The organism is Erwinia sp. 9145, assembly GCF_000745075.1.
Lineage (GTDB): Bacteria > Pseudomonadota > Gammaproteobacteria > Enterobacterales > Enterobacteriaceae > Erwinia > Erwinia oleae.
The window spans coordinates 716824-739903 of record NZ_JQNE01000001.1 but is presented as its reverse complement, the minus strand read 5'-3'; the positions used below and the strand labels follow the sequence as shown (position 1 = coordinate 739903).

Sequence of the window (23080 nt, the reverse complement as noted above, 5' to 3'; positions counted from 1 at the left end):
GTCAGATGACCCTGCCTTTCAGCACCCGGAACGCCCAGCTGTTATAGGCAAGCGTCAGGGGCATCACCACCGCCAGTCCCCACAGCACAAAGCGCTGCGCAACCGGCGACGCGGCGGTTGCGTTTAGCGGCAGAAGATCGGGGATCAGCCACGGCCAGACGCTCAGCATCCCGGCCGCCAGCCAGCACACGGTGAGCAGCAGCGCCGCCAGCAACGGGGCAAAAGGACGCTCACCGTACAGCAGTACAGGCAGCGCAATGCACAGCGCGCCCGCCGCTGCGCAGAACGCTTTCCCGGCCGCAAAGTGCCAGGTTGCCTCCAGTCGCGCAGGAAGCAACAGCGCCACGCCGATCGTCATCACAATGGCGATAACCAGAAACAACCCGGCGAGCAGGCTGGCGCGTTCGCCGGTTTCGCCCCCCAGCCGCCAGCGCGTCCAGCAGCAGCCCAGCAGCAGGTAACCGGCCATCGCGCCGCAGCCGCAGAGCGCCGACGTTAATGAGAACCAACTGCCGGACGACACGCCGTTCAGCATTGCCCCCGTCAGCACGCCCTGAAAGAATGCCGCCGTTGCCGAGCCAAGCGCAAAAGCGCGATCCAGCAGGCGCTTCGTCCGCGCCGAAGCGTGACCCCGGTACTCCAGCGCAAAGGCGCGGACAAACAGCGCAAAAAGCATAATAAACAGCGGAATATAAAGCGCGGTAAACAGCTGCGCGGCCGCCGCCGGAAAGAGCGCCAGCAGGCCGCCCGCCAGCAGCACCAGCCAGGTTTCGTTGGCGTCCCAGAGAGGCAGGATGGTGAGCGCCAGTCGATGCCGCTCCTCCTCACCGTGAAACCATCCAAACAGCATGCCAACGCCAAGATCGGCACCGTCCAGCAGCACGTACATCATCAGGGTAAAGGCCAGCGCGGCGGCGGCCAGATCCGGGAGATTAAGCATCACCCTCTTTCTCCTTACCGGCTGCGTTGTCCGGCGGCAGGGGGGAAGCAACATAGTGCAGGAAGTAGCGCAGACCGGCGGCAAAGGCGATGGCATAGATAATCACCACGGCGGTCAGCGACGCGCTGACCCAGGCGGAAGGCAGCGGCGAAACGCCCTGCGCGGTGCGCAGAACGCCCCACACTGCCCACGGCTGTCGGCCCACCTCGGTGACCACCCAGCCCGCCAGCATCGCCGCAAAGCCCGCCGGCGACAGCAGCACCAGGCTTTTCAGCAGCCAGCGCGCGCCGTACAGCCTTTTGCGCAGGCGCAGGAGAAAAGCGGCCAGGCTGGCGGCAAACATGATGACGCCCAGGCCAACCATCAGGCGAAAAGCAAAAAACACCAGCGCCACCGGCGGCAGATCGGTTTTGGGAAACTCGCTCAGGCTCTGAATGTGGCCGTGCAGATTGTGCCGCAGATAGAGCGAAGCGATATCCGGTATGGCTACCTCCGCCCGGTTACGCTGCGCCTCTGCATCGGGAATGGCGAACAGCCGCAGCGGTTCGCCTTCACCCTGCGGCGGTCTGCGCCAGTTGCCCTCCATCGCCGCCACTTTCTGCGGCTGATGTTCCAGTGTGTTTTCGCCGTGCAGATCGCCAATAATAATCTGCACGGGCATCAGGATCAGCGCCAGCCACATTGCCAGCGACAGCATCAGGCGCGCGGTTTCCGGCTGTATTCCTTTCAGCAACCGCCACGCCCCCACGCCCGCCACCAGAAAAGCCGTAGCCAGCAGCGCGGCCAGCACCATGTGCGTCAGCCGCCACGGGAATGAGGGCGCGCGAAGAATGGTCAGCCAGCTCTCCGGCTGAAGGATGCCCGCCGCATCAAGCGTAAAACCGGTCGGCGTCTGCATCCAGGCGTTGGCTGCGAGGATCCAGAAAGCGCTGATCAACGCGCCCAGCGCCACCAGCAGCGTCACCAGGAAGTGCACGCCCGGACGGATGCGATCCATTCCGAAAATCATCACCCCGGCCAGCGCCGACTCCATAAAAAATGCCACCAGCACCTCATACAGCATCAGCGGGCCGAGAATGCCGCCGGTTCGCCGCACCAGCTCGCTCCAGTTGGTGGCAAACTGAAACTCCATCACCACCCCGGAGACGGTGCCGACGGCGATAGTCAGCGCAAAAATCTTCAGCCAGAAGCGATAGAGGCTGCGATAGCGCCGATCGCCTGTCCAGAGCCATACTCCCTCAAGAAAAGCCAGAAACTGCGCCAGACCCAGCGCAAAGGCGGCGAGCACAATATGCAGCCCGATCGTCACCGCAAACTGCCCGCGCGACAGTAGCAGCGTCAGATCGGCATCAGGCATGGCTTTTTTCCCCACTATTGCGGGTGATGGGCTTTTGCGGGCTGCTCTCCAGCGAGGCGGAAACCGCACACAGCCCCCACAGCCGTTGCCCCTCGCAGGTAAGGGTGCAGGTGATATGGCTCATTTCATGGCTCCGACAGGGCAAAGCGCGCTTCCCTGCGCCCTTTCCATTTCTTTGCAACGTTATGTACTTTCCAGCGTAGTCGCTGGCAGGGGATCCCGCCTCTGTCGCGATTATCTATACTTCCCAGATAAGATTTTTTTATGTCAGGCAAGGAGCGGCAATGAATAAGCAACTGGTCGATGCGGCGGAAGCGTTAGGTAAGGCGCTGAAAGCAATGGCGTTAAAAAGCGTTACGGCAGAGTCATGTACCGCCGGTCTGGTGAGTATGGCGCTCGGCGCCGCGCCGGGCAGCGGTGATTTCTTTACCACCGGGCTGGTGACCTACACCGATGAGGCCAAACATCGGGTGCTTAATGTCTCTGCCGGGACGCTGCGTGAGTATACCGCTGTCAGCGAAGCCACCGTGCGGGAAATGGCCACTGGCGCGAAGGCGCTGACCGGCGAGGCGGTGAGCCTGGCGATAACCGGCTATGCCGGGCCGGACGGCGGCGAAGACGGTACGCCAGCGGGCACCGTCTGGTTTGCCTGGGCATTTCCCGATGGACGGGTGCAAAGCGAGATGAAGTATTTCCGCGGCGAGAGCGAGGCGGTTATTCATCAGGCGGCATTGTTTGCGCTGGAGCGCTGCCGCCAGCTGTTGCATCACCCGGCGTAATTGCATCGTCGGGGCACCTGCTCGCATCATGGTGGCGTTGCACAATGGCTGTGAAGAGCGGGGCTGTCGCTGACGGTGGGTAAAACGTCGAAAAGTCATACAGGGTTGTGCGCGCGGTTTCTTCGTGCAATTCCCCAAATTTCAGTGAAACGTGACCGCCGCGAAGGTCTTTTTGATGAATTCGTGATGACGCGTTCACAAGCGTTATGAACGCTTCGCGCCGAGCATGAAGACAGGTTACAAGTGACAGAACCCTGTTCACAAGGAGCCAACCATGTCTTCCAGCGCAAATTCAGACGCAGTGAGCTATGCGACCTCTACCGCTAACGCTACCGCCGCCGACAGCGGCGATCGTATCGAGAGCATTCAGCTTTCGCTGGCTTTTTTGCCGCTGGCCACGCCGGTCAGCGACGCCAAAGTCCTGACCGGTCGCCAGAAACCGCTGACCGAAGTTGCCCTCATTTTCGCTGAGATCCGCAGCCGCGACGGTTTTGAAGGTATTGGCTTCAGCTACTCAAAACGCGCGGGCGGCCAGGGCATCTACGCCCACGCGAAAGAGATCGCCGACAACCTGTTGGGCGAAGACCCAAACGATATCGATAAAATTTATACCAAACTGCTCTGGGCGGGCGCGTCGGTTGGCCGCAGCGGCATGGCGGTGCAGGCGATTTCGCCTTTCGATATCGCGCTGTGGGACATGAAAGCAAAGCGCGCCGGGCTGCCGCTCTCAAAGTTGCTGGGCGCCCATCGTGACTCTGTGCAGTGCTACAACACCTCCGGCGGCTTCCTGCACACACCACTCGATCAGGTGCTGAAGAACGTGGTGATTTCGCAGGAGAGCGGCATCGGCGGTATCAAACTCAAGGTCGGGCAGCCCAACGCCGCTGAGGACATTCGCCGTCTGACCGGCGTACGTAAGGCGCTGGGCGACGATTTTCCGTTAATGGTGGACGCCAATCAGCAGTGGGATCGCGAAACCGCGATTCGTATGGGCCGCAAAATGGAGGCGTTCAACCTGATCTGGATTGAGGAGCCGCTGGATGCGTACGACGTACAAGGCCATGCGCAGCTGGCGGCGGCGCTGGATACGCCGATCGCTACCGGCGAGATGCTGACCAGCTTCCGTGAACACGAGCAGCTGATCCTTGGCAACGCCAGCGACGTCGTGCAGCCTGACGCGCCGCGCGTCGGCGGTATTTCGCCATTCCTGAAAATTATGGATCTGGCGGCGAAGCACGGCCGCAAACTGGCGCCGCATTTTGCCATGGAGGTGCACATCCATCTGGCGGCGGCCTACCCGCTGGAGCCGTGGCTGGAGCATTTCGAGTGGCTCAATCCGTTGTTCAACGAACAGCTTGAACTGCGCGACGGGCGGATGTGGATCTCTGACCGACACGGCCTGGGCTTCACGCTGAGCGAACAGGCGCGTAAATGGACCGTGTTGCAGTGCGAGTTTGGAAAAAAACCGTAACGGTTGTCGGTCGCGCCCCGTTGATAAGGTGCGCGACCGGCTGGACTAAAAGGGGCCCCACTTGATGGCGACACCGATCAGCAGCATCACCACGCAGATCGCAAACCAGACGGCGACCAGCGGCGCGACAAAACGCAGCCACTTGCCAAAGGAGACGTTGGCGGTTGCCAGCACCGCCATCAGCACGCCAGAGGTCGGGCTGATGCTGTTGACAATTCCTTCGCCCAGCAACACGGTTTGCACCATCACCTGACGCGTCAGACCGAGGTTGTCGCCCAGCGGCGTGAAGATCGGTACCAGCAGCGCCGACTCTCCGGAGCCTGAGGAGATGCCGAAGTGCATCAGCGCCGCGCTGATAAACATGCCGATGGTGGCCCCCGACGGAGGAATCGGCGCCAGCAAATCAGAGAGGAAGCCAACGATAGGATCGAGCACGTCGCCCTGCTGCAACACCAGCGAAATCGCCCCGGCCATGCCGACGATAAACGCGCCTTTGACCAGTTTCGCGCAGCCGCTGAGAAAGGTGTTGGCAATGTCGGAACCGGACATGCGCCCGGTTATGCCCACCACCACCGCCAGCAGCACAAACATCGCCGACATCTCATTGGTTTCCCAATGGTAGCGGATCACGCCGCCGATAAAGATCAGCAGCGCCACTACCACGGTGGCGAGGATCAGTTTATGGCGCCCCGTCACCTGGTGGATTTCACCCGCCTCAACCGGCTGGGTGGGGCGCAGGTTCCCTTCCCGACGCGCGCGGCGCAGGCTGCGGATCAGAAACAGCACGGCGCTGACCACAAACAGCAGGCAGGTCAGGCCGCGCAGCAGCATCCCTGAAAAGAGCGGCAGCTGCGCAAGATGCTGAGTCAGACCGGTGGTGGCCGGATTCATGATGGCGACGTTAAAACCGGCGGCGCAGGTCAGGTAGACCAGCGACGCGCCGAGAATCGGCGGCAGGCCAAGCGATCGCGCCACCAGCAGCCCGATAGGCACGAACGCCACCACCGCATTGACCACCACGCCCGTGGTGCCCAGCAGGGCGAATATGGCCCCGAAGATTAACACAATACGCGTATCGCTCAGGCGCGTACTTCGTGACAGCGCGTTGAGCGCCGTAGCAATCGCGCCGGTCGCCTCCACCACTGCCAGCACGCCGCCGGTGAAGAGGATCAGAAAAATCACCGAGGCAGATTTCACCATCCCTTTGGCGATAGCGGTGAAGATCTCCAAAGGGTATACGCCCGCCTGCGGCACCGCGTGCAGGCTCCCCTTTACCGCAAACTTGATCCCATCGCGCGTGACATAATCAAATTTTCCCGCCGGGATCAGCCACGTCGCCATCGTCGCCACCACCAGAATGATAAAAAGCAACAGATAGGGGCTTTGTTCGCTGGACGGCGGCGCAGAAGCATTGGTGTTTACCTGCGGCATGCGTCCTCCTTATCGCGGGTGATCTCCAGCAGCAAACCGGCCAGCAACGCCGTGCGCGGTACGATGTCGGCAATGATAATATGTTCATGCCTGGCATGAATGCCTGCGCCGGTGGCGCCCAGCCCGTCGAGCGTGGGTATGCCCAGCGCGGCGGTATAGTTGCCGTCGCTGCCGCCGCCGACCGCTTTCCCCTCCACGGCGAAGCCAAGCGCCTGCGCCACACGCTGCGCCTGCGCCAGGAGCGCCAGCGAAGCAGGCGTCTGCTGCATCGGAGGACGCGACTGCTCGCCGTTCACCGTCAGCGTAATCCCGTCAAGGCAGGGCGAAAGCTGGCTGATGGCCTGATGAATACGCTGCGCTTCTGCCGCGCTGGTGACCCGCGTATCAATGCCAAGTTCGGCCCGGTCTGCCACCACGTTGATGCGGCTGCCGCCGCGCGCGATGCCGACATTGACCGTTGTGCCGCATTCCGGGTCGTTCAGCCCGTGCAGATAGAGGATCTGCTGCGCCATTTCCTGGACTGCGCTGATCCCCTCTTCCGGATTGTTCCCCGCATGGGCGGCAAACCCGGTGATGGCAACGTCGTACCGTCCGGTGCCTTTGCGGGCAATCTTCAGCGCGCCGTCGCCCGCCGTGGCCGGCTCCACCACCAGTACCTGCGCAGAGCCACGAGCGTGATCGGCTATCCAGTCGCTGGAGCAGGGGCTGCCCAGCTCTTCATCGCTGTTACAGAGAAAAACAATTCGCCCGGCAAGTCCTTCAGTTTCCACCAGCGCGCGCACCGCCCAGATGGCCTGCACCAGGCCGGCCTTCATATCCAGCACGCCGGGGCCGTGCAGCCTGCCCTCTTCTTCGCGCAGCGGCAGCTCGCCGTTGTCCCAGACCGTATCAAAATGCCCGAGGAGGGTGGTTTGAGGGCCACTGTCGCCCAGCGAGAATTTGAGCAGGTTGCCGTAATCCTGCTGAGGTTCAACCTCCGCCGCGATGCCAAGCCGCTGCTGCATGATGCTTTGCAGAACGTCGCCGCAGCGATCCACCGCGTCTTTGTCCGTCGAGGGCGATTCTGCCCGCACCAGCCGTTTGATATCAGCCAGAATCTCACCGGCATGCTGCGTTAAATAATTTTTTATGTTTTCCATGCTATTACCCGCCTGTCAGAGTGGAGTAAAGCAGTATGTGCAGAAATTCTGCGCAAAAAGAATGTCGCGTAACTGCTAATATTGTTGCTCTGTGAGCAACGGTTAGCGGGAAAGTGTGATGTCGTCTACATGGCCGGAAAAATCCATAAGTTATCTGTATGAAGTGGGCGTTCAGGGTGGGATCCGCCGGGCGGCAGATATGCTTGGCGTGAACCCGTCGGTGGTCAGCCGCCAGATTGCGCTACTGTCGCGAACCATGCAGCTTCCTTTACTTGAACGCCGCGGGCGCGGCGTGGTGCTGACCGAGGCGGGCAGAATGCTGGCTGAAGATTATGCGCAAACCAGCGCGCGCCGCAGGAAGCTCTCCCGCCAGCTCAGCGATCTGCGCCACATGCGCGGCGGCTCCGTCTCCCTGCGCGTGGGCCAGGGCATGGTGGAGGATGTGATACAGCACGTTATCCGGCCGTTCTCTGCCGCCTGGCCCGGCGTGTTTGTCGATATTATGTCCGGTGACATGCAAACCACGCTGACGCTGATCGCCAGGGGCGAAGTCGACATGGCGGTGGCTTTTGGGCCGATGGGCTCTGCGGCCCTGAAGCGCCACAGTTTCCATCGCGGCCCCATTTGCGCCATCGTGCAGCCGGAACATCCTGTTGCCCGCCTGAATCAGGTCACCGTTGAGGCGTTAACGCATCACAGACTGATTGCCATGAGCGATAACTTTGGGCTGCAACATCACATCAACGCCATGTTCAAAAGCGAGGGCCTGATTTTTACGCCGCACTACTGTTGCAACCTGTTTTCCAGCGCTATTGCGCTCAGCCAGGCCGGTCTGGGGATTGCTTTTATGACCGCGCATACGGTGAAAATGCCGCTCCGCCAGGGAAGCCTGGTGGCGGTACCGATCGACCACCGCATTGCGCAGGAAAGCCAGTGCCATTTGCTGCGCAGCGCCGACCGGCGTCTCACACCCGCCGCGCATTTCCTCTGGCAGTTGTTGAGTAAATTTTTCAACGCCGTTGAAACGCGATGATTTCCGTGCGGCTTAAGGCTGCACGCAATCGTAGTCGCCGGAGATTTTTATCTGGCTGCGGCTGGTTCTGACGATCTCTGCATGCAGCTGCCCCGGCCCGCCCTGTTTCACATAGTCCATTTTGTAATCGCCCTGGAATTTTGTCGCGGCAACGATCCAGTGCGCCTTCACGTTATCCCAATCGCCCTCTTTCTTCAGAAAGGTGATTTTCTGCACCTTTGGCTGCACGCCGTTGATGCGGATCTGCTCTTTATTGCCGGAAGAATGGGTGAAAAGGAACTTGCCGCAGGTCATAAACGGCGCGTCGTTTTTCGCGGCATCGGCATGAGCGGCGAGCAGTAAGAGGGGAAACAGCAGGTTAAAATAAGATTTACAGGTCACCGTATGACGCGCTCCTGGAAGGAAACAGTGCTTAAAGCGTAGCACGCAAAAATACGTCTCACCGCGTCTCTTCCGCCGCACGGCCGAAATGCTCTACTATGACATTCTGTTCATCAACGACGCGTGTTAAACGTTAACCGGGATACCCTGCCATGAAAGATCTGCCGCCCGGCGCGACGCTGCGCGCCTTTGAGGTTGCCACGCGGCACGCAACCTTCACCGCCGCCGCCGAAGAACTGCACATTACCCAAAGCGCGGTGAGTCATCAGTTAAAAAATCTGGAAGATCTGTGGGGATTGCAGCTCTTTCAACGCGGCAGGTCGTTAAGCCTGACGCCCGCCGGTGCGGCGCTCGCGCCCATCGTACGGGAATTTTTTACCCGTCTGGAAGCGACCCTGTCCGATTTGCGTGAGCAAAAAGGTAAAGTGCGCCTGAGCGTCAGCACCACCTACTCCTTCGCACTGAAATGGCTGCTGCCGCGTATACCGGATTTGTCACGTCAGCATCCTGAAATTCTGCTCACGCTGGAAACCACCGATAAAGCGATTAACTTTGCGGACAGCGAATCAGACGTGGCGATCCGTTTTGGTCAGGGCAACTACCCGGCGCTGTTTTCAGAATTCCTGTTTCGTGAACAGATCTTCCCGGTCGCCAGCCCCGATTTACTTAACCGCTTCGGCGTACCGCATGAACCGGCAGAACTGCTGCGTTATCCGCTGCTGACGCGCGATGGCGCCGATCTGGTGCCAAAATGGGAGGTGTGGTTCCAGCACGTGGGTACCACGATTTCTGCGCTGCGTGAAAGCGTCCGCTTTGCGGATACCAATATGACCCTTGAGGCGGCGCTGTTGGGCCAGGGGATTGCGCTGGCCCGCAGTGGGCATGTCGAGGCGGAGATCGACAGCGGCGCGCTGGTGAGATTGTTTGACGTTCCCTTTTCTTCGCCGGTTGCCTACTATTTCGTCTGTCCGAAAGGGATTGAATCCCAGCCACACATTATTAATTTTCGCCACTGGCTCCTTCAGGCATCTGAAAAGGCGCAGCACCGCTATGGACAGGCATGAGTTTTTGCTCATGCCCGGATGAGGAGACATCGTTTCACTAAACGGTCGGAGATGCTTAAGCTAAGGTATGCCTCTTAATATTATTGCACTGACGCTTTTTGCAGCGCTTCTGCATGCGAGCTGGAATGCGCTCCTGCGCGGCGGCAGCGACAGACTCTGGTCGATGACCGTTATGTGTCTGGCCGTTACGCTTGCCAGCGCCGTGATGGCGATGTTTCTGGCGCCGCCCGCCAGGGCAAGTTGGATGTGTGCGGCGCTGTCAGCACTGCTGCACGTGGGCTATAACCTGTTTCTGGTGAAAAGCTATCAGACAGGGGATCTCGGGCAAACCTATCCCATCGCGCGGGGATCTTCACCCCTGTTAATTACCCTCGCGGCCGCCGTTTTCGCCGGAGAGCGGCCAGAGGCAAGCGCGATGGCGGGTATTGCGCTGGTATCGGGTGGCATTATTTTTCTTGCCTTTAACGGACGCAGGCTGGCGGCGCCTAATCTGCCCTATGCGCTGGGCACCGGCTGCTTCATTGCTGCTTATAGCGTAACGGACGGCATTGGCGTACGGCTTTCCGGCGATGCGCTGGCCTATACGGTCTGGATGAGCGCGCTCTGGGGCGTGTTGATGCCCGCGGTATACATTTCTCTGCGCGGCGCGCGCAGTTTATTTACGCTGCGGCCCGGATTCTCCGCGGCTTTCGGCGGCGGGCTGGTTTCGCTTCTGGCCTACGGCATGGTGATTTATGCCATGTCCGGCGCGCCAATGGGCGCGGTATCGGCCCTGCGTGAAACCAGCGTGCTGTTCGCCGCCTTTATCGGTTACTTTTTTCTGGGTGAAAAACTGAGCGTTCGTAAGATACTGGCGTGTATGTTGATAGCCGTCGGCACCATGGTCATCGGCTGACGATGGTCTGAGAGACATGATGAACAGAGGATAACGGTATGGCTGAAAATCTGAGTATTGCGCTTGTCGGGCCGGGTGCGATTGGCGCGACCATCGCGGCGGCGCTTCATGAAGCCGGCCGCACGCCAACCCTTTTTGGCCGCACTGCGCATCAATTGCTGGAAGTGCGCTTCGGGGATGGCCAGATTGTGGTACCTGGCCCGGTCAAAACCGATCCCGGCAGTATAAAAAAAACCGTCGACCTGGTGTTTGTGGCAATTAAGTCAACCCAGGTGGAAGCGGCTGTTCCGTGGCTCGCGGCCTTATGCGATGAGAAGACCGTTGTCTGCATACTGCAAAATGGCGTGGAGCAGAAAGCGCGCTTTGCGCCCTGGCTCGCCGCCAGCCAGATACTGCCTTCGGTGGTGTGGTTTCCTGCTCAGCGGGAAGCGGATAACGTCGTGTCGCTACGGAGCCAGCCGCGTCTCACCCTGCCGGATTTGCCTGCCGCTCGCGTGGTGCTGACGGCGCTGGAAGGAACGCGCTGCGCCGTTGATGTTGCGGCAGATTTCACGACCGTCGCATGGAGAAAGCTGCTGCAAAACGCGGTCGCCGGGCTGATGGTGCTGTCAGGCCGGCGCGCCGGCATGTTTTCACGCAGTGATATCACCGGGCTGGCTTTGGCCTATTTACAGGAGTGTCTGGCGGTGGCGCGCGCCGCAGGCGCTAAACTGAGCGATGACGTGCCGCAGGACATTGTCCGGAGCTTTCAGGGCTATCCGGCCGACACGGGCACCTCAATTCTGGTGGATCGCGAGGGAGGCCATCCGCTGGAGTGGGATATCCGCAACGGCGTTGTGCAGCGATACGGCCAGGCGCATGGCATTTCTACGCCGATCAGCGATGTGATTGTGCCGCTACTGGCTGCGGCGAGCGACGGGCCGGGCTGAGGAGAGTCCGGGTATGATTCAGCTATTTCGTTTTGCCGGGAAAACAGGCGTGAACGCAACAATAACCGTCCAACGGGCGGTTTTTTGTGCGGGATTACGCAGCGGTCAGGCGTTTAGCGCTTACCTGCATGATGGATTTACAGAAAATGCATTTTGCACCGTGAGGATTTTTTGAGGTGATGTCCAGTTGGGAGAAGCGATACTGACTGCTGAAGCAAGAGGGACATTGGAGTTTAAAATTTATGATACAAACCTTCATTTTTTTAATTTACGAGCCACCACCCTAACACCTTTCACGCTTAAGATCTTTTTTATTCTCTGCGCCAGTGCTACAAATAGCGCTGGCTGAAGAGTGCCATCTTAACCCGCTGCATTAATTATATATCAGCGAAAATGTCGCCATGGTGTTGGCCGTGCCGGCTGATACCGTGTTTTCCGTTTGAACGAATTGCGCCACGAAATTAATATTTTCGGCGCTTCCCGCGCTGCCGGCGACAACATGTTTAAGAACGGGCAAGTTACTGGCCTCATTAATTTTCACTGCCGTGCCTGGGGCCGGGGCCGGAACCGTATTATTGCCATAGCTCAGCCTTACGCCGACGCCTTTTGCCGCGCCCGTTACGTCACTCAGGGCCAGCGTATCGGTAAAGTCTGGATCAGCGGCGACGCCGAAAAATCCAATTCTGATATCCGTCGGCATGGAGCAGAAAACCGGTATGGCAAAGTCCCGGGCCGCACCGGCGCGGGTATTTTTACCCTGAAATTCGGCTTTGCTCACCGGGCCTAAGTTCACGTTGATCGTCGATGTTGTCACCTGGCAACTCCCACTGGCCCCAATATCGACATTCAGCGCCGCAAGATCGAGCGTTGTTGATGCGCCTGCCGCGTTGCCCGCGCCCTGATCAATATAAAGCTTACCGATCTGCGGCTGAGCGGGCGCGTTAATGTGGTTTCCGCCTGCCAGCGCCAGCTCGCCCGTTTTGTAGAATGTGATATAGATTTTTACCATCAGCTCGCGCTGCGTAAGCATGTCGGGGATCTGTGAGCTCTCACAAACGGTCGCAGACTCACTTCCGGCAGGCGAGCCGATGTCGTCAATGTAACGGATAGCGCCGCCGGCACACTGAAAACCAAGCGAGTAACCTATCCCCTCCAGTTTTGACGCGTAGACGTGATGGCCATTAATCACCAGCCCCGCGCCGGATGTATCCATCTGTTGATAAATAATGCGTTTCACGGTGTCCACGGGAGCCTGTAAATCACAGGTAAAGTGAATGCCGTCTCCGTTAACCGACAGCGAATTTGTCATTTGCGTATTAACCGGCAAGGTGGGTTGATAGCGGATGTTCTGCGTATTCAGCGTCATTTGTCCTACGCTGGCATTACAGGTTTCTGCCAGGCCTGGTTGACAGTAAACCGTCGCCAGAAGCAGGAGGAAAAAAGAGGCGGAGCGAAGCGTGTGAGACATTGTGTTCCTTATAAGCACAGGCCGCCGAAGGTCTTCACCGCCTTCTGCTGCTGATTTTTGGGAAGGTAAAAAGACAGGGTGCAGGTATGAGTGACGTTTTGCACATCCCAACGCGCTTCGAGCGTCCCCTGTTCCGGAACACCGCTCAGATAGACCTCTCCACGATCGGCCACCATCCCGCTGGCGGGCATCCCGTCCTCTTTACTCTGCTGAATGACATGCGCACTGGCGCCAAATGGCAGCGGGCCGCGGCGGTCGCTCAGGGTAAACAGCACCCGGTTACCAATATGCGTTTGGTAATTCGCCTGCACCACTGCCCCACCGCCGGGAACGACCGTCTGCCCTTCCAGTTCAACGTCCGTATCGTTGTCCATCGTTCCCGTATCGAGCGTGATGTAATTTTTCCGCCAGGTGGTGAGCGTCGGCACGATGGCATAGCCGCGTGAGTCGGTATAGATATTGCTGCCGTTCTGAACGGCTACGTTTGCCGCGCCAGGCGCCCGAACAATGGCAAAGCTGTCGCCGGTAGGCTGACCTAAGGTAATACCGTGCGGGTGAGCAACAACCGATCCCGCTGCGCCCCAGGTGATTTGGTTGTTCAGCGAATCGTGACGATAGCCGAGCTGCGATGTGCCGTATACGCCATGATAATCAAGCGATGCGCTGCTGTTGCTGCCCTGCCCGCTGTTACCGTAACCCTGCTGAATGTTGTAGTAAAGGTTGTGATTATCCAGCACGGTACCATTCAGGGAGACCTGCTGTGACGTATAACCGTTATTGTCTGACGTGGTGGTGTAGGTGACGGCATGCTCTGGCAACCACTGCTCCAGCGGAATAGTGATGTTGAACGAAACGGCACGATCCGCCTTTCTCTCCGGGGATTGAGTGAAGTAGTAAGCCAGGCCGCAGGAGACGCCCTTCCAGCCGCTATAAAGCCCCACATGGAACGTCTTATCGTCACCTCTGCCATGCCAGTATGTCTGGGTGTAGACGGACGCAGAAAGGCTTCCGGCGACGCCCAGTGACTGCGTCACTGAGAGCTCTTCTCGGCTGCGTTTGTTGCCTGCCCGATCGCGGGGGCTGCGGGTATTCGCTTCACTCAGGCTGTAATAACCGCGGGAAGAGTAGCGGTAGCTGGCGAGGCTGAAGGCGGTGTCCGTCGTCTCCAGATCCTTCTGATACTGTACGCGAACAGCCTGTCCGGCGGCGGGCTGTCGGGAAGGCATTTTTGTCGTTGAAAAAATAGCATCGGCGCCCAGCGCTCCCAGTTCACCAAATCCACGCCCGATACCTGCCCCCCAGGCCTGATAATTTTCTGCAAACTGTACGCCGCCAGAAAGCGTAAACGCATACGGCAGGCCATAAGACAACGTGGTTTGCATAAACGACGGCGTTCGGGCTCCCTCACCCGCGGGATGATAGCGTCCGACGCTTATGCTGAATTTACTGCGTCCTTCACGCAGCATAAAGGGGACGGCGGAATAGGGTTGGGTAAAGGATCGGACGATGCCATTGCTTTCAGTTACCTTTACCTCCAGATCGCCGCTTTGTGCCGTGGGATAGAGATCCCTCAGGGCAAATGCGCCCGGTGCAACCCAGGTTTCGTAAATAACGTAGCCGTGCTGTGAAACCGTCACTTTCGCGTTGCTGTGCGCCATGCCACGAATGACCGGGGCAAAGCCACGCATGCTGTCCGGCAGCATCCCCTCTTCCGAGGTCAACTGCACGCCACGAAACTGAATGCTGTCAAACATATCGCCGGAAGTGTAGGTGTCGCCTGCCCGTAAAAGGCTTTTAAGCGCTTTCACATCATGCTGAAGCCAGGTGCTCTGCGACTGCCAGCGGCTGCGTTTGTCATAGACCATTGACGCAACGTTGCGTAAGCGCCAGCCGCCCAGATTGATCCCACTGCGTAAGTTCAGGTAGTTTGAATCAGTTCCGCCATCCTGCGTTTGGCTTTGCGCCCCCGTCAGGTTGTAATTGACAAACGCAGCCGGGATCCCCTCATCCCAGCGGGCGGGATCGGTATCGCCACGGCGTTGCACCACCATCGCTGCCTGCGGGATGCTTAACGAGAGGCGTCGGGCGGCGAAATCGAATTTACTGCTGGCATCAGGAATGAAGCGCTCGATCTGACTCAGCGTCTCGCCCTCATGAAGCGTGCTGAATGATGAAAAGGCGCTGACGTTTATCCCGTATGCTGTTAACTGTGACGGAGTCAGCAGCGGTTTCAGGGTGCCGCCATCATCAATAAATTTAATGGTTTCCTGCGCGACTTCCTGGTTGTTCACCACAATGCTTACCGGGTAAAAACCCGGCTGCTGGCCGCCCGCCCTTGAGAAATAGTGCAGATCGGCGGTTTCGTGTTGGGGATCGGTTAACTCCAGCGCCGCCGGATCGAAATAATCATCCGCCATCGCCTGCCTGTTGTGGCCCAACAGCAAAAAAAGTGCAGGAAACGTGGTGAGTAACCGGGCGGTTTTTGTAGATACAGATAGCAATGAAAATTGCTGCGGATTTATTGTCTTTTTCACTTTGCCAGTGCCGCACGCCATTTCACTGTCTTGCGTAATCAGTAATACCGCCAAAATCATTAATTGCGCGCCATCTGATCTCACCCGCAGAGGTTACGGGCCATTCTCTGGTTTCAAACGGACCAATCATGCCGGGTTCATCAATCTCTTTTCCGCCGACGCTCAGTGAAAAGAGAGAAACAAACCAGGGTGAAGGATTTTTCGCAATTAAACGCTTACCTTCCAGATGAAAACGCAGCGCCTGCCAGGCCATCGCCGAATCGCCTGGCAGGCCATCCGGCCGATAAAAGAGTTTAAATTTTGATTTAATATTAACTTGTAACTTATTTGACACGCCCTTCTGCGAGGGTGAAATACTTTTAACGTTGAGCCAGTAAACAGATTCACGATCGGCTGGCAACGTGGTACCAATAAAATTAATACGCAGAACATTTTTTTGTTCCGGATCGAGTCGAAAGAGCGGCGGCGTAACAATAAATGGCGCCCGGGTTTTATCGCCCTGGTGATAATTCTCTATCCATGACTGAATTAAATACGGTGTATGGCTGTCCGCATTGGTGACTGAAACAGACGCCTCACGGCTGCCTTCCTGATAAATCACCCGTGTTCCACCGACGATAATACCCGCCTGAACTGAGCCAGATAACAATAAAAATAAGCCAGCAATGCCAGCGGTTAACCGTTTCATAAGTGACAACCAAAGGGAGAAAAAACAGAATGAAACAAAGCAGGTCATGCCCCTGCTCTGTGATGACTCAGTTGTAGATCATGTTGAAATTTGCCACACCGTTCGCATCGCCCGCCGTAACGTTTTCAGCAATGGATCGATAATCGGCGTAGAAGGTAAGATCGGCACTGCCATCGTTGTCATTGCTGCCCGCGTTGACAGGATAGGCTTCTGATATCGAACCAACACTGATTTTTTCAGACTGGTTGGCTTCATAGAGCTCGATCGCAATACCGGTTGCCGCATTTTCACCCGCGTCGATAGCCAGTAAATTTTTATCAGTGGCATCATGGTTGCCATCAAAAAGTACGGCAACAGAAGTAACGGACTCGGGGCAATCCTGCACTTTGATATGGAAAGGGGTTTTGGTGGTTGACGTACCCGCCGCGGTAAAATAATTACCCGCCCATTTACCCAGGTCAACCACCTGGCTGGCGCTTTCAGCATCGATATTACAGGACGTATCGGTGACAGAACCGGTAAACCTGACCTGGCCGCCCGTACTTTGCGTACCGGCATTCGAATTTGGGTTTTCGGTTACGCCTGAATTTTCAGCCATTGCCGCACCAGATACAAGAACAGATACAGCAAAAGCCATAATACGAAACTGCGTTTTCATTAGAGATCTCTTATTTAACATATAATCCGATAATCAGGCAGCGTCCACACTGGGCATACCCTCTTTTACCGGCAACTCCTTCCTCTGAAATTAAGAATCGTTCCATCAGTTAATTTTATATACGCAACGCGCTCATCGCCAGTAAGGCAATGAACGGGGCAACGATGTGAAGTGACTGATATGCCATTATATAAAGTTGCATATCCAATACTTATTTATACTAGTGAATTAAAAAACGAACTGCAACCGACAATAAGGTAAAGCAGACGTTAACTTCTTGCACATTTTTTGATGCCTGGTTGCACATTCCCAGAATCTACAAATTAAATATTACTTAAATACAATGCCATGCCTAAAATATTCATTTATTTACCAAGACCGTTAACATCAATAACGTAATTAGTCATACACGACCAGGCAGAAGTGTTATAGAAGGCGCCGGTATAATTTCAATTAAGAATATCGATTCGCGTAAAAAACGCACAACAGAGGGCGCTGCGATCGATAAACGACGAAGAAGTGCGCAAAATGTTGCGGCTGGCGACGATCTCCTATAAGACATTTCTATCATCAATGACAGGATTGCCCCACAGGAACAGGGTTCACTCTTTGCGGTAAACAGAGGCGGATTAAGAGGCGATCCGCCTGAAATGAAAAGCCCCGGAGCGCTTTCGTATCGGTGCGTTCATTACCACATTAAGTCGTCGGGCACTTTAAAATCGGCATAGGGATCTTCTTCATCCTGCTCTTCCTGGCTAAGCGCGCTGTTTAATACAATACTGTTCGCCTCTCTCTGGGCAATTTTGTCCGCTACGCTGGCAGGAATAATCGCGTATTCACTCTCACCACTGTTATCATTCACCAAACGCGCAATGGCGAGACGGCCACCGATCAGCTGAGTTTGCGTCAGCTTATCAACCACTATTTTTTTAATCAGATTATTATCGGTGAAGTTAAAATCAATATTACCTTTTGAAATGACAACCCTGTTCATTTCAATCAGCTGTTTTACCTGAGCTTTATACTCTTTAGATAAAGCAGCCTGCTTTTGCTGTTCGCTCAGCTGTTTATCACGCTCCTGCTGGGCTTTTTTATTTTCCTCCACGGCCGCCCTCGCCTCACGAGTCTGAACGCGAGATTTTTTAGCCGTTTTCTGGACTTTAGCCATTTTTTTGCTGGTTACTAACCCAGCTTTAAGCAGCTGTTCTTGCAAGGTGAGTTTTGTCATAGTCGTTTCTGAGCCAGTTGAATAATTTGTGGGATTATAACGGTAAATTTGCGGGAAGTGCCACGTTGCACCCTCATCCCGATGTCATACCCGTGACGATTGTCAGGGCCATTTTACCGGCGGCACAACGCCCATCTGAGTGGATTTTGGCAGGACAACAAAACCCGACAGCGGCGGGCTTAGTCTTTATGGCTTCTCAATTTTCGTCGGCGACCGGGACATCATGCGGGCAGCGTTGCGCAGGGTCTGGACTCAAGTCGGCGTAATGGGTGAGCTATTTATATCAAGGAATACGACAGCGCTCGCCGTTGCAATTCGCTTGCTGGCCTCATGGTTTGCAGGTATGCAAAGCTGGCGCCGAACCCTTTGACGCAATACGCAAAGCAAACCGAGGCGATTTTCAGAACTTGTGTCGCAAATCTGTCCCACACGGAAAACGAGGAAGGAACTAATGATGCATAAGCCGTTGAAAATACTGGTGCCGATAATAGGAGTCGAACCTACGACCTTCGCATTACGAATGCGCTGCTCTACCAACTGAGCTATATCGGCGTTGAGGAAGGAACTACGGGGCGATACGTTAAAAAAAACCGGGCAGCGAGTCAAGAGGCAGCGCGCTGCCTGCGGCTTTTTTCGACGATGATGCTCAATCTCCAGACGATGCGCTATTTCTTGCCATCAAATACCATTCTTACCGCCAGACCCGCCAGCACGGTTCCCATTACCCAGCGCTGGATTTTTTGCCATGTGGGCCGCTGCGCCAGAAAAATCGCGATGCTGCCAGCTGCAAAGATGATGATGCCATTGACCAACAGGCTGGTGATGATTTGCGTAAAACCTAACGTCAGGGACTGCGCCAGCACGTGCCCCTGCTCAGGATGGATAAATTGCGGAAGCAGCGAGAGGTAAATAACGGCCGTTTTTGGATTCAGTAAATTTGTCAGCAATCCCATGGTGAACAGCTTTTTCGGGCTGTCCGGCGGCAGGTCGCGGACTTCGAAAGGTGATTTTCCGCCAAACACCGCCTGCCATGCCATATAAAGCAGGTAAAGCGCGCCCGCAATACGCAGGGCGTCATACGCCAGCGGCACGGCCATAATGAGCGCGGTAATGCCCATTGCGGCGCAAAGCATGTAAAACATAAAACCCAGCGCCACGCCGAGCAGTGAGACATAACCGGCCCTGCGCCCCTGACACAGCGAGCGGGAGATGAGATAAATCATGTTCGGACCGGGCGTCAACACCATACCAAGCGCGATGGCGGCGAAAGGAATAAGCTGCGAAAACGTCACCATATCCTGTACTCCTGTAGAGAAAAAATACGTCGCGCCCGCCCGGCAGTCGGCTAACCTCGCACGGTATCGCTGCCCCAGGCAATCCACTTATAGGTGGTCAACGCCTCCAGCCCCATCGGGCCGCGCGCGTGGAGCTTCTGCGTGCTGACGGCCACCTCTGCGCCCAGGCCGAACTGTCCGCCGTCGGTGAAACGCGTGCTGGCATTGACGTATACTGCTGACGAATTGACCTCATTCACAAATCGCTGCGAGTTGTGAATGCTGCGCGTCAGGATCGCATCGGAGTGCTGCGTGCCGTATTCGCGAATATGATCAATCGCTTCGTCCAGCGACGCCACTACCTTCACGTTCAGATCCAGCGACAGCCACTCGTCGCGATACTGCGCGTCGGTAACCTCACTCAGCGCGGCCGGGCCATGTCGCAACAGCGGCAGCGCGTGCGGATCGGCATGCAGTGCAATGCCCTCCTCCGCCATACGGCGGCTCAGAGCAGACAGAAAACCGTCGGCAACCGCCGAATGCACCAGCAGCGTTTCCACTGAGTTACAGGCGCTGGGACGCTGTTTTTTCGCATTGGCGATAACGTTCAGTGCGGCATCGATCTCCATGTCGCGATCCACATAAATATGACAGACGCCGATGCCGCCGGTGATCACCGGGATGGTCGACTGTTCACGACAGAGCTTGTGCAGGCCCGCACCGCCGCGCGGGATCAGCATATCGACATAGCGATCCAGCTTTAGCAGTTGGTTCACCAGTTCGCGATCCGGGTTCTCAATCGCCTGAACCGCGCCGGCAGGCAGGCCGTGCTGCTGCAACGCATCCTGAATCACGCGTACCGTCGCCGTGTTGGTGCGGTACGTCTCCTTGCCGCCGCGCAGGATCACCGCGTTGCCGGTTTTCAGGCACAGGCTGGCCACGTCGACGGTGACGTTCGGCCGCGCTTCGTAAATCACGCCGACCACGCCCAGCGGCACGCGGCGACGCTCAATGCGCAGCCCGCTGTCAAGCAGGCCGCCGTCAATTATCTCACCCACCGGATCGGCCAGGCGACAGACCTGACGCACGTCGTGGGCAATGCCAGCCAGCCGCGCCGGATCCAACATCAGGCGATCCAGCAGCGCCTCGCTCAACCCGTTCTGACGGGCGTCAGCCAGATCGCGTTCGTTCGCTGCCAGAATCGTCGCGCTTTGCGCTTCCAACCGATCGGCGATGGTCATCAGCACCTGGTTCTTTTCGGCGGTCGAGAGCACCGCCAGTCGGTGCGATGCGGCCCTGGCCGCTTTTCCCATTTCTTCAAGCATGGAGGTTCCTTAACTGACGATCATATCGTCACGGTGAACCGCCACCGGACCATATTCGTAGCCTAAAATGTCACTGATGTGCTGCGAGTGATGCCCGGCAATCAGGCGCATCGCGTCGCTGTTATAACGGCAGACGCCGTGCGCCACATCGCGCCCTTCAAGGCTGCGAATGCGGATTACTTCGCCGCGGGAGAAGTTGCCGCTGATTTCACGGATGCCCTTCGGCAATAGCGAGCTGCCGCGCGCCAGAATCGCGGAGATCGCGCCGTCGTCAACGGTGATTTCGCCCGCCGGCGGCGCGCCAAAGATCCAGCGCTTGCGGTTCTCCAGCGGCGATTGCAGCGCGTGAAAACGCGTGCCAACCGGATTACCGGCAATCACATCGCCAATCACGCCCGGACGGCTGCCTGCGGCAATAATTGTATCAACGCCCGCGCGACAGGCGACATCCGCCGCCTGAAGTTTGGTGGTCATCCCGCCGGTTCCCAGCCCGGAAACGCTGTCGCCCGCCAGCGCACGCAGCGCGTCATCAATACTGTGCACGTTCTGAATGAGTTCCGCTTCAGGGTTGTTGCGCGGATCGGCGGTGAACAGCCCCTGCTGATCGGTCAGCAGCAGCAGCTTGTCGGCACCGGCTAAAATTGCCGCCAGCGCTGACAAATTGTCGTTATCGCCCACTTTGATCTCGGCCGTCGCCACCGCGTCATTCTCATTGATCACCGGAACAATATGATTATCGAGCAGCGCGCGCAGCGTGTCGCGCGCGTTGAGAAAGCGTTCGCGATCCTCAAGATCGGCGCGCGTCAGCAGCATCTGCCCGATATGCAGGCCATAAATTGAGAAGAGCTGCTCCCACAGCTGAATTAACCGGCTCTGCCCCACCGCAGCCAGCAGCTGCTTTGAGGCGATGGTCGGCGGCAGTTCCGGGTAGCCAAGATGTTCACGTCCGGCGGCCATCGCGCCAGAGGTCACAATCACAATGCGATGGCCCGCCGCGTGCTGTTGCGCGCACTGGCGCACCAGTTCGACGATGTGCGCCCGGTTCAGCCGACGCGATCCGCCGGTTAATACGCTGGTCCCCAGTTTCACTACCAGGGTCTGGCTGCTGCTCATATTTCCTGCCGTTACGTAAAAAAGTGTGCAAGAGGACGTTTTAGCAGGTGTGCCAGCGGAAGCCAACAGGCAGTGGATGAAAAGGAGAAAATCACAGGCGCGTGGGCAGAACCGCGTTTTGCAATTAACAGGAAATGCGTCCGAATGTAATAAATCTTTAATCATCACGGCGTAAAACGTTGCTGTCTTCAGAGAAGTCTTAAGGCTACAACCACGTTACTTATTTGGGATTGATAACAAAATGAAGAAAAGCGCACTGGCAATGGTAATCGCAGCCCTGGCACTGACCTCCGCCGCCCATGCCGCAGAAGTTTATAATAAGAACGGCAACAAGCTGGATTTTTACGGCAAGCTGAAAGGCATGCATTACATGAGCGATAACGCCGGCTCGGATGGCGACAAATCCTATACGCGTATCGGCTTCAAAGGTCAGACACAGATTAACGACCTGATGACCGGCTACGGTCAGTGGGAATATCAGTACAATCTTAACAACAGTGAAGGTTCAGACGCCAACACCGGCAATAAAACGCGTCTGGGCTTTGCTGGCCTGAAGTTCGGCGATTATGGATCGGTTGACTACGGCCGCAACTATGGCGTGCTGTACGATGTGGAGGCCTGGACCGACATGTTCCCGGAATTCGGCGGCGACGGCACGGCACGCAGCGATAACTTTATGACTCAGCGCACCACCGGCGTGGCAACGTATCGTAATAACACTTTCTTCGGTCTGGTTGACGGTTTGAAATTTGCGCTGCAATACCAGGGTAAAAATGAGCCGTCATCACGCACCGACCTGACGAAGCAGAATGGCGACGGCTACGGTCTTTCAGCCGTGTACGCTGTTGCCGACACCGGCCTGAGCATCAGCGGCGCTTACACCACCTCCGATCGCACCAATGCGCAGCAGGCCTCGCCGTATGGCAGCGGCGACAAAGCCGATTCCTGGGGCGGCGGTCTGAAGTATGATGCCAACAACGTTTATCTGGCGGCGATCTACACTGAAACCCGCAATATGACGCCGATTACCGTGCCTGCGGCCGTTGCGGGCACGGCGGGATCCGTTGCCGGCGCGGCAAATAAAGCACAAAACGTTGAGCTGGTAGCGCAATATCAGTTTGATTTCGGTCTGCGTCCGTCTGTCGGCTACGTGCAAACCAAAGGCAAAGACATTGAAGGAGTGGGAGACGTTGACCTGGTTGAATACATCGATGTGGGCGCGACGTACTACTTCAACAAAAACATGAGCGCTTTTGTCGATTACAAAATCAATCAGTTGGATGATGATAACGCGCTTGGTCTGAATAACGACGACGTGGTTGCGGTAGGTCTGACCTATCAGTTCTGAGCAGGCGCCGGAGCGCGGCTTCTCA

Annotated in this window: 22 protein-coding genes, 1 tRNA gene and 1 pseudogene; 9 read left to right on the top strand and 15 right to left on the bottom strand. The window is 57.0% G+C overall.

Annotated features, from left to right (window positions below; genetic code table 11):
* Position 1: 1 nt before the first annotated feature.
* From FA91_RS03600 to FA91_RS21425, 3 genes are read right to left on the bottom strand one after another with little or no spacing between them, the layout of a single operon-like run.
* Positions 2 to 940: a cytochrome d ubiquinol oxidase subunit II gene (locus FA91_RS03600; protein ID WP_034912616.1), complete on the bottom strand. Its 939-nt coding sequence runs from the start codon at positions 938 to 940 to the stop codon at positions 2 to 4.
* Positions 933 to 2297: a cytochrome ubiquinol oxidase subunit I gene (locus FA91_RS03595; protein WP_051937385.1), complete on the bottom strand. Its 1365-nt coding sequence runs from the start codon at positions 2295 to 2297 to the stop codon at positions 933 to 935. Before FA91_RS03595 ends, FA91_RS03600 begins: the two co-directional genes overlap by 8 nt.
* On the bottom strand, positions 2290 to 2421 hold the full coding sequence (locus tag FA91_RS21425) for a hypothetical protein (protein ID WP_255350078.1): 132 nt from the start codon (positions 2419 to 2421) through the stop codon (positions 2290 to 2292). The genes FA91_RS03595 and FA91_RS21425 overlap by 8 nt, the downstream gene beginning before the upstream one ends.
* Positions 2422 to 2581: 160 nt before the next feature.
* Between FA91_RS21425 and FA91_RS03590 the strand changes: the two genes are divergently transcribed.
* Entirely contained in the window at positions 2582 to 3076 is a 495-nt protein-coding gene (locus FA91_RS03590; protein WP_034912615.1) for a CinA family protein, read from the top strand.
* Between the two features lie 274 nt (positions 3077 to 3350).
* Positions 3351 to 4547, top strand: coding sequence for an L-talarate/galactarate dehydratase (locus tag FA91_RS03585; protein ID WP_034912612.1), 1197 nt, complete (start codon positions 3351 to 3353; stop codon positions 4545 to 4547).
* 45 nt (positions 4548 to 4592) lie between these two features.
* Here the strand turns inward: FA91_RS03585 and FA91_RS03580 are convergent, their stop codons facing one another.
* Complete coding sequence (locus FA91_RS03580) at positions 4593 to 5978, bottom strand: Na+/H+ antiporter NhaC family protein (protein WP_034912609.1); 1386 nt, start codon at positions 5976 to 5978, stop codon at positions 4593 to 4595.
* Entirely contained in the window at positions 5966 to 7117 is a 1152-nt protein-coding gene (locus tag FA91_RS03575) for a M20 family metallopeptidase (RefSeq protein WP_034912606.1), read from the bottom strand. The genes FA91_RS03580 and FA91_RS03575 overlap by 13 nt, the downstream gene beginning before the upstream one ends.
* A gap of 118 nt (positions 7118 to 7235) precedes the next feature.
* Between FA91_RS03575 and FA91_RS03570 the strand changes: the two genes are divergently transcribed.
* Positions 7236 to 8150: a LysR family transcriptional regulator gene (locus FA91_RS03570; protein WP_034912604.1), complete on the top strand. Its 915-nt coding sequence runs from the start codon at positions 7236 to 7238 to the stop codon at positions 8148 to 8150.
* Positions 8151 to 8162: 12 nt separating this feature from the next.
* On the opposite strand, the gene FA91_RS20015 is transcribed toward FA91_RS03570, so the two are convergent.
* A complete protein-coding gene (locus FA91_RS20015) occupies positions 8163 to 8531 on the bottom strand; it encodes a hypothetical protein (protein ID WP_051936979.1) in 369 nt (122 codons plus the stop codon).
* Positions 8532 to 8683: 152 nt separating this feature from the next.
* Between FA91_RS20015 and gcvA the strand changes: the two genes are divergently transcribed.
* The 4 genes from gcvA (at position 8684) to FA91_RS20920 (ending at position 11594) form a co-directional block, all read left to right on the top strand.
* A complete protein-coding gene (gcvA, locus tag FA91_RS03560; RefSeq protein ID WP_034912601.1) occupies positions 8684 to 9595 on the top strand; it encodes a transcriptional regulator GcvA in 912 nt (303 codons plus the stop codon).
* A gap of 67 nt (positions 9596 to 9662) precedes the next feature.
* Positions 9663 to 10490, top strand: coding sequence for a DMT family transporter (locus FA91_RS03555; protein ID WP_034912599.1), 828 nt, complete (start codon positions 9663 to 9665; stop codon positions 10488 to 10490).
* Between the two features lie 38 nt (positions 10491 to 10528).
* Complete coding sequence (locus FA91_RS03550; RefSeq protein WP_034912596.1) at positions 10529 to 11419, top strand: oxidoreductase; 891 nt, start codon at positions 10529 to 10531, stop codon at positions 11417 to 11419.
* A gap of 13 nt (positions 11420 to 11432) precedes the next feature.
* The gene (locus FA91_RS20920; RefSeq protein WP_156103037.1) at positions 11433 to 11594 is read left to right on the top strand and encodes a hypothetical protein; all 162 of its coding nucleotides are present in this window, start codon (positions 11433 to 11435) and stop codon (positions 11592 to 11594) included.
* Positions 11595 to 11792: 198 nt separating this feature from the next.
* On the opposite strand, the gene FA91_RS03545 is transcribed toward FA91_RS20920, so the two are convergent.
* The 5 genes from FA91_RS03545 to FA91_RS03525 all read right to left on the bottom strand — a co-directional run bounded on the left by FA91_RS03545 (position 11793) and on the right by FA91_RS03525 (position 17995).
* The gene (locus tag FA91_RS03545) at positions 11793 to 12887 is read right to left on the bottom strand and encodes a fimbrial protein (protein ID WP_034912593.1); all 1095 of its coding nucleotides are present in this window, start codon (positions 12885 to 12887) and stop codon (positions 11793 to 11795) included.
* 8 nt (positions 12888 to 12895) lie between these two features.
* Positions 12896 to 15481, bottom strand: coding sequence for a fimbria/pilus outer membrane usher protein (locus FA91_RS03540; protein WP_082212567.1), 2586 nt, complete (start codon positions 15479 to 15481; stop codon positions 12896 to 12898).
* Positions 15444 to 16109, bottom strand: a complete 666-nt coding sequence (locus tag FA91_RS03535; protein WP_034918887.1) for a molecular chaperone — start codon at positions 16107 to 16109, stop codon at positions 15444 to 15446. Before FA91_RS03535 ends, FA91_RS03540 begins: the two co-directional genes overlap by 38 nt.
* Before the next feature lie 67 nt (positions 16110 to 16176).
* Entirely contained in the window at positions 16177 to 16767 is a 591-nt protein-coding gene (locus FA91_RS03530; protein ID WP_034912590.1) for a fimbrial protein, read from the bottom strand.
* A 688-nt stretch (positions 16768 to 17455) separates the two neighbouring features.
* Positions 17456 to 17995, bottom strand: a complete 540-nt coding sequence (locus FA91_RS03525) for a DUF2058 domain-containing protein (protein WP_034912588.1) — start codon at positions 17993 to 17995, stop codon at positions 17456 to 17458.
* Positions 17996 to 18325: 330 nt separating this feature from the next.
* Between FA91_RS03525 and FA91_RS21490 the strand changes: the two are divergent.
* Positions 18326 to 18457, top strand: a pseudogene (locus FA91_RS21490) (integrase); the annotation flags it as partial.
* A 14-nt stretch (positions 18458 to 18471) separates the two neighbouring features.
* On the opposite strand, the gene FA91_RS03520 reads toward FA91_RS21490, so the two are convergent.
* The 4 genes from FA91_RS03520 to proB form a co-directional block, all read right to left on the bottom strand.
* A tRNA-Thr gene (locus FA91_RS03520) sits at positions 18472 to 18547 on the bottom strand.
* Between the two features lie 113 nt (positions 18548 to 18660).
* The gene (locus FA91_RS03515; RefSeq protein WP_034912585.1) at positions 18661 to 19290 is read right to left on the bottom strand and encodes a LysE family translocator; all 630 of its coding nucleotides are present in this window, start codon (positions 19288 to 19290) and stop codon (positions 18661 to 18663) included.
* Between the two features lie 50 nt (positions 19291 to 19340).
* Positions 19341 to 20594 (bottom strand): glutamate-5-semialdehyde dehydrogenase, encoded by a 1254-nt coding sequence (gene proA, locus FA91_RS03510; protein ID WP_034912584.1) that lies wholly within the window; start codon positions 20592 to 20594, stop codon positions 19341 to 19343.
* 9 nt (positions 20595 to 20603) lie between these two features.
* Positions 20604 to 21707 carry a glutamate 5-kinase gene (gene proB, locus FA91_RS03505; protein WP_034912581.1) on the bottom strand — a complete coding sequence of 368 codons (1104 nt, stop codon included), beginning with the start codon at positions 21705 to 21707 and terminating at the stop codon, positions 20604 to 20606.
* Between the two features lie 241 nt (positions 21708 to 21948).
* On the opposite strand from proB, the gene ompC reads away from it, so the two are divergent.
* Entirely contained in the window at positions 21949 to 23055 is a 1107-nt protein-coding gene (gene ompC / locus FA91_RS03500) for a porin OmpC (RefSeq protein ID WP_034912579.1), read from the top strand.
* Positions 23056 to 23080 lie beyond the last annotated feature (25 nt).

Coding starts and splice junctions, on each gene's coding strand:
- gcvA (WP_034912601.1), top strand. CDS start 8,684: ATGAAAGATCTGCCGCCCGGCGCGACGCTGCGCGCCTTTGAGGTTGCC.
- FA91_RS21425 (WP_255350078.1), bottom strand. CDS start 2,421: ATGAGCCATATCACCTGCACCCTTACCTGCGAGGGGCAACGGCTGTGG.
- FA91_RS03540 (WP_082212567.1), bottom strand. CDS start 15,481: ATGATTTTGGCGGTATTACTGATTACGCAAGACAGTGAAATGGCGTGC.
- proB (WP_034912581.1), bottom strand. CDS start 21,707: ATGAGCAGCAGCCAGACCCTGGTAGTGAAACTGGGGACCAGCGTATTA.
- FA91_RS03530 (WP_034912590.1), bottom strand. CDS start 16,767: ATGAAAACGCAGTTTCGTATTATGGCTTTTGCTGTATCTGTTCTTGTA.
- FA91_RS20920 (WP_156103037.1), top strand. CDS start 11,433: ATGATTCAGCTATTTCGTTTTGCCGGGAAAACAGGCGTGAACGCAACA.
- FA91_RS03570 (WP_034912604.1), top strand. CDS start 7,236: ATGTCGTCTACATGGCCGGAAAAATCCATAAGTTATCTGTATGAAGTG.
- ompC (WP_034912579.1), top strand. CDS start 21,949: ATGAAGAAAAGCGCACTGGCAATGGTAATCGCAGCCCTGGCACTGACC.
- FA91_RS03525 (WP_034912588.1), bottom strand. CDS start 17,995: ATGACAAAACTCACCTTGCAAGAACAGCTGCTTAAAGCTGGGTTAGTA.
- FA91_RS03555 (WP_034912599.1), top strand. CDS start 9,663: ATGCCTCTTAATATTATTGCACTGACGCTTTTTGCAGCGCTTCTGCAT.
- FA91_RS03545 (WP_034912593.1), bottom strand. CDS start 12,887: ATGTCTCACACGCTTCGCTCCGCCTCTTTTTTCCTCCTGCTTCTGGCG.
- FA91_RS03575 (WP_034912606.1), bottom strand. CDS start 7,117: ATGGAAAACATAAAAAATTATTTAACGCAGCATGCCGGTGAGATTCTG.
- FA91_RS03580 (WP_034912609.1), bottom strand. CDS start 5,978: ATGCCGCAGGTAAACACCAATGCTTCTGCGCCGCCGTCCAGCGAACAA.
- FA91_RS03515 (WP_034912585.1), bottom strand. CDS start 19,290: ATGGTGACGTTTTCGCAGCTTATTCCTTTCGCCGCCATCGCGCTTGGT.
- FA91_RS03585 (WP_034912612.1), top strand. CDS start 3,351: ATGTCTTCCAGCGCAAATTCAGACGCAGTGAGCTATGCGACCTCTACC.
- FA91_RS03590 (WP_034912615.1), top strand. CDS start 2,582: ATGAATAAGCAACTGGTCGATGCGGCGGAAGCGTTAGGTAAGGCGCTG.
- FA91_RS03600 (WP_034912616.1), bottom strand. CDS start 940: ATGCTTAATCTCCCGGATCTGGCCGCCGCCGCGCTGGCCTTTACCCTG.
- proA (WP_034912584.1), bottom strand. CDS start 20,594: ATGCTTGAAGAAATGGGAAAAGCGGCCAGGGCCGCATCGCACCGACTG.
- FA91_RS03550 (WP_034912596.1), top strand. CDS start 10,529: ATGGCTGAAAATCTGAGTATTGCGCTTGTCGGGCCGGGTGCGATTGGC.
- FA91_RS03595 (WP_051937385.1), bottom strand. CDS start 2,297: ATGCCTGATGCCGATCTGACGCTGCTACTGTCGCGCGGGCAGTTTGCG.
- FA91_RS03535 (WP_034918887.1), bottom strand. CDS start 16,109: ATGAAACGGTTAACCGCTGGCATTGCTGGCTTATTTTTATTGTTATCT.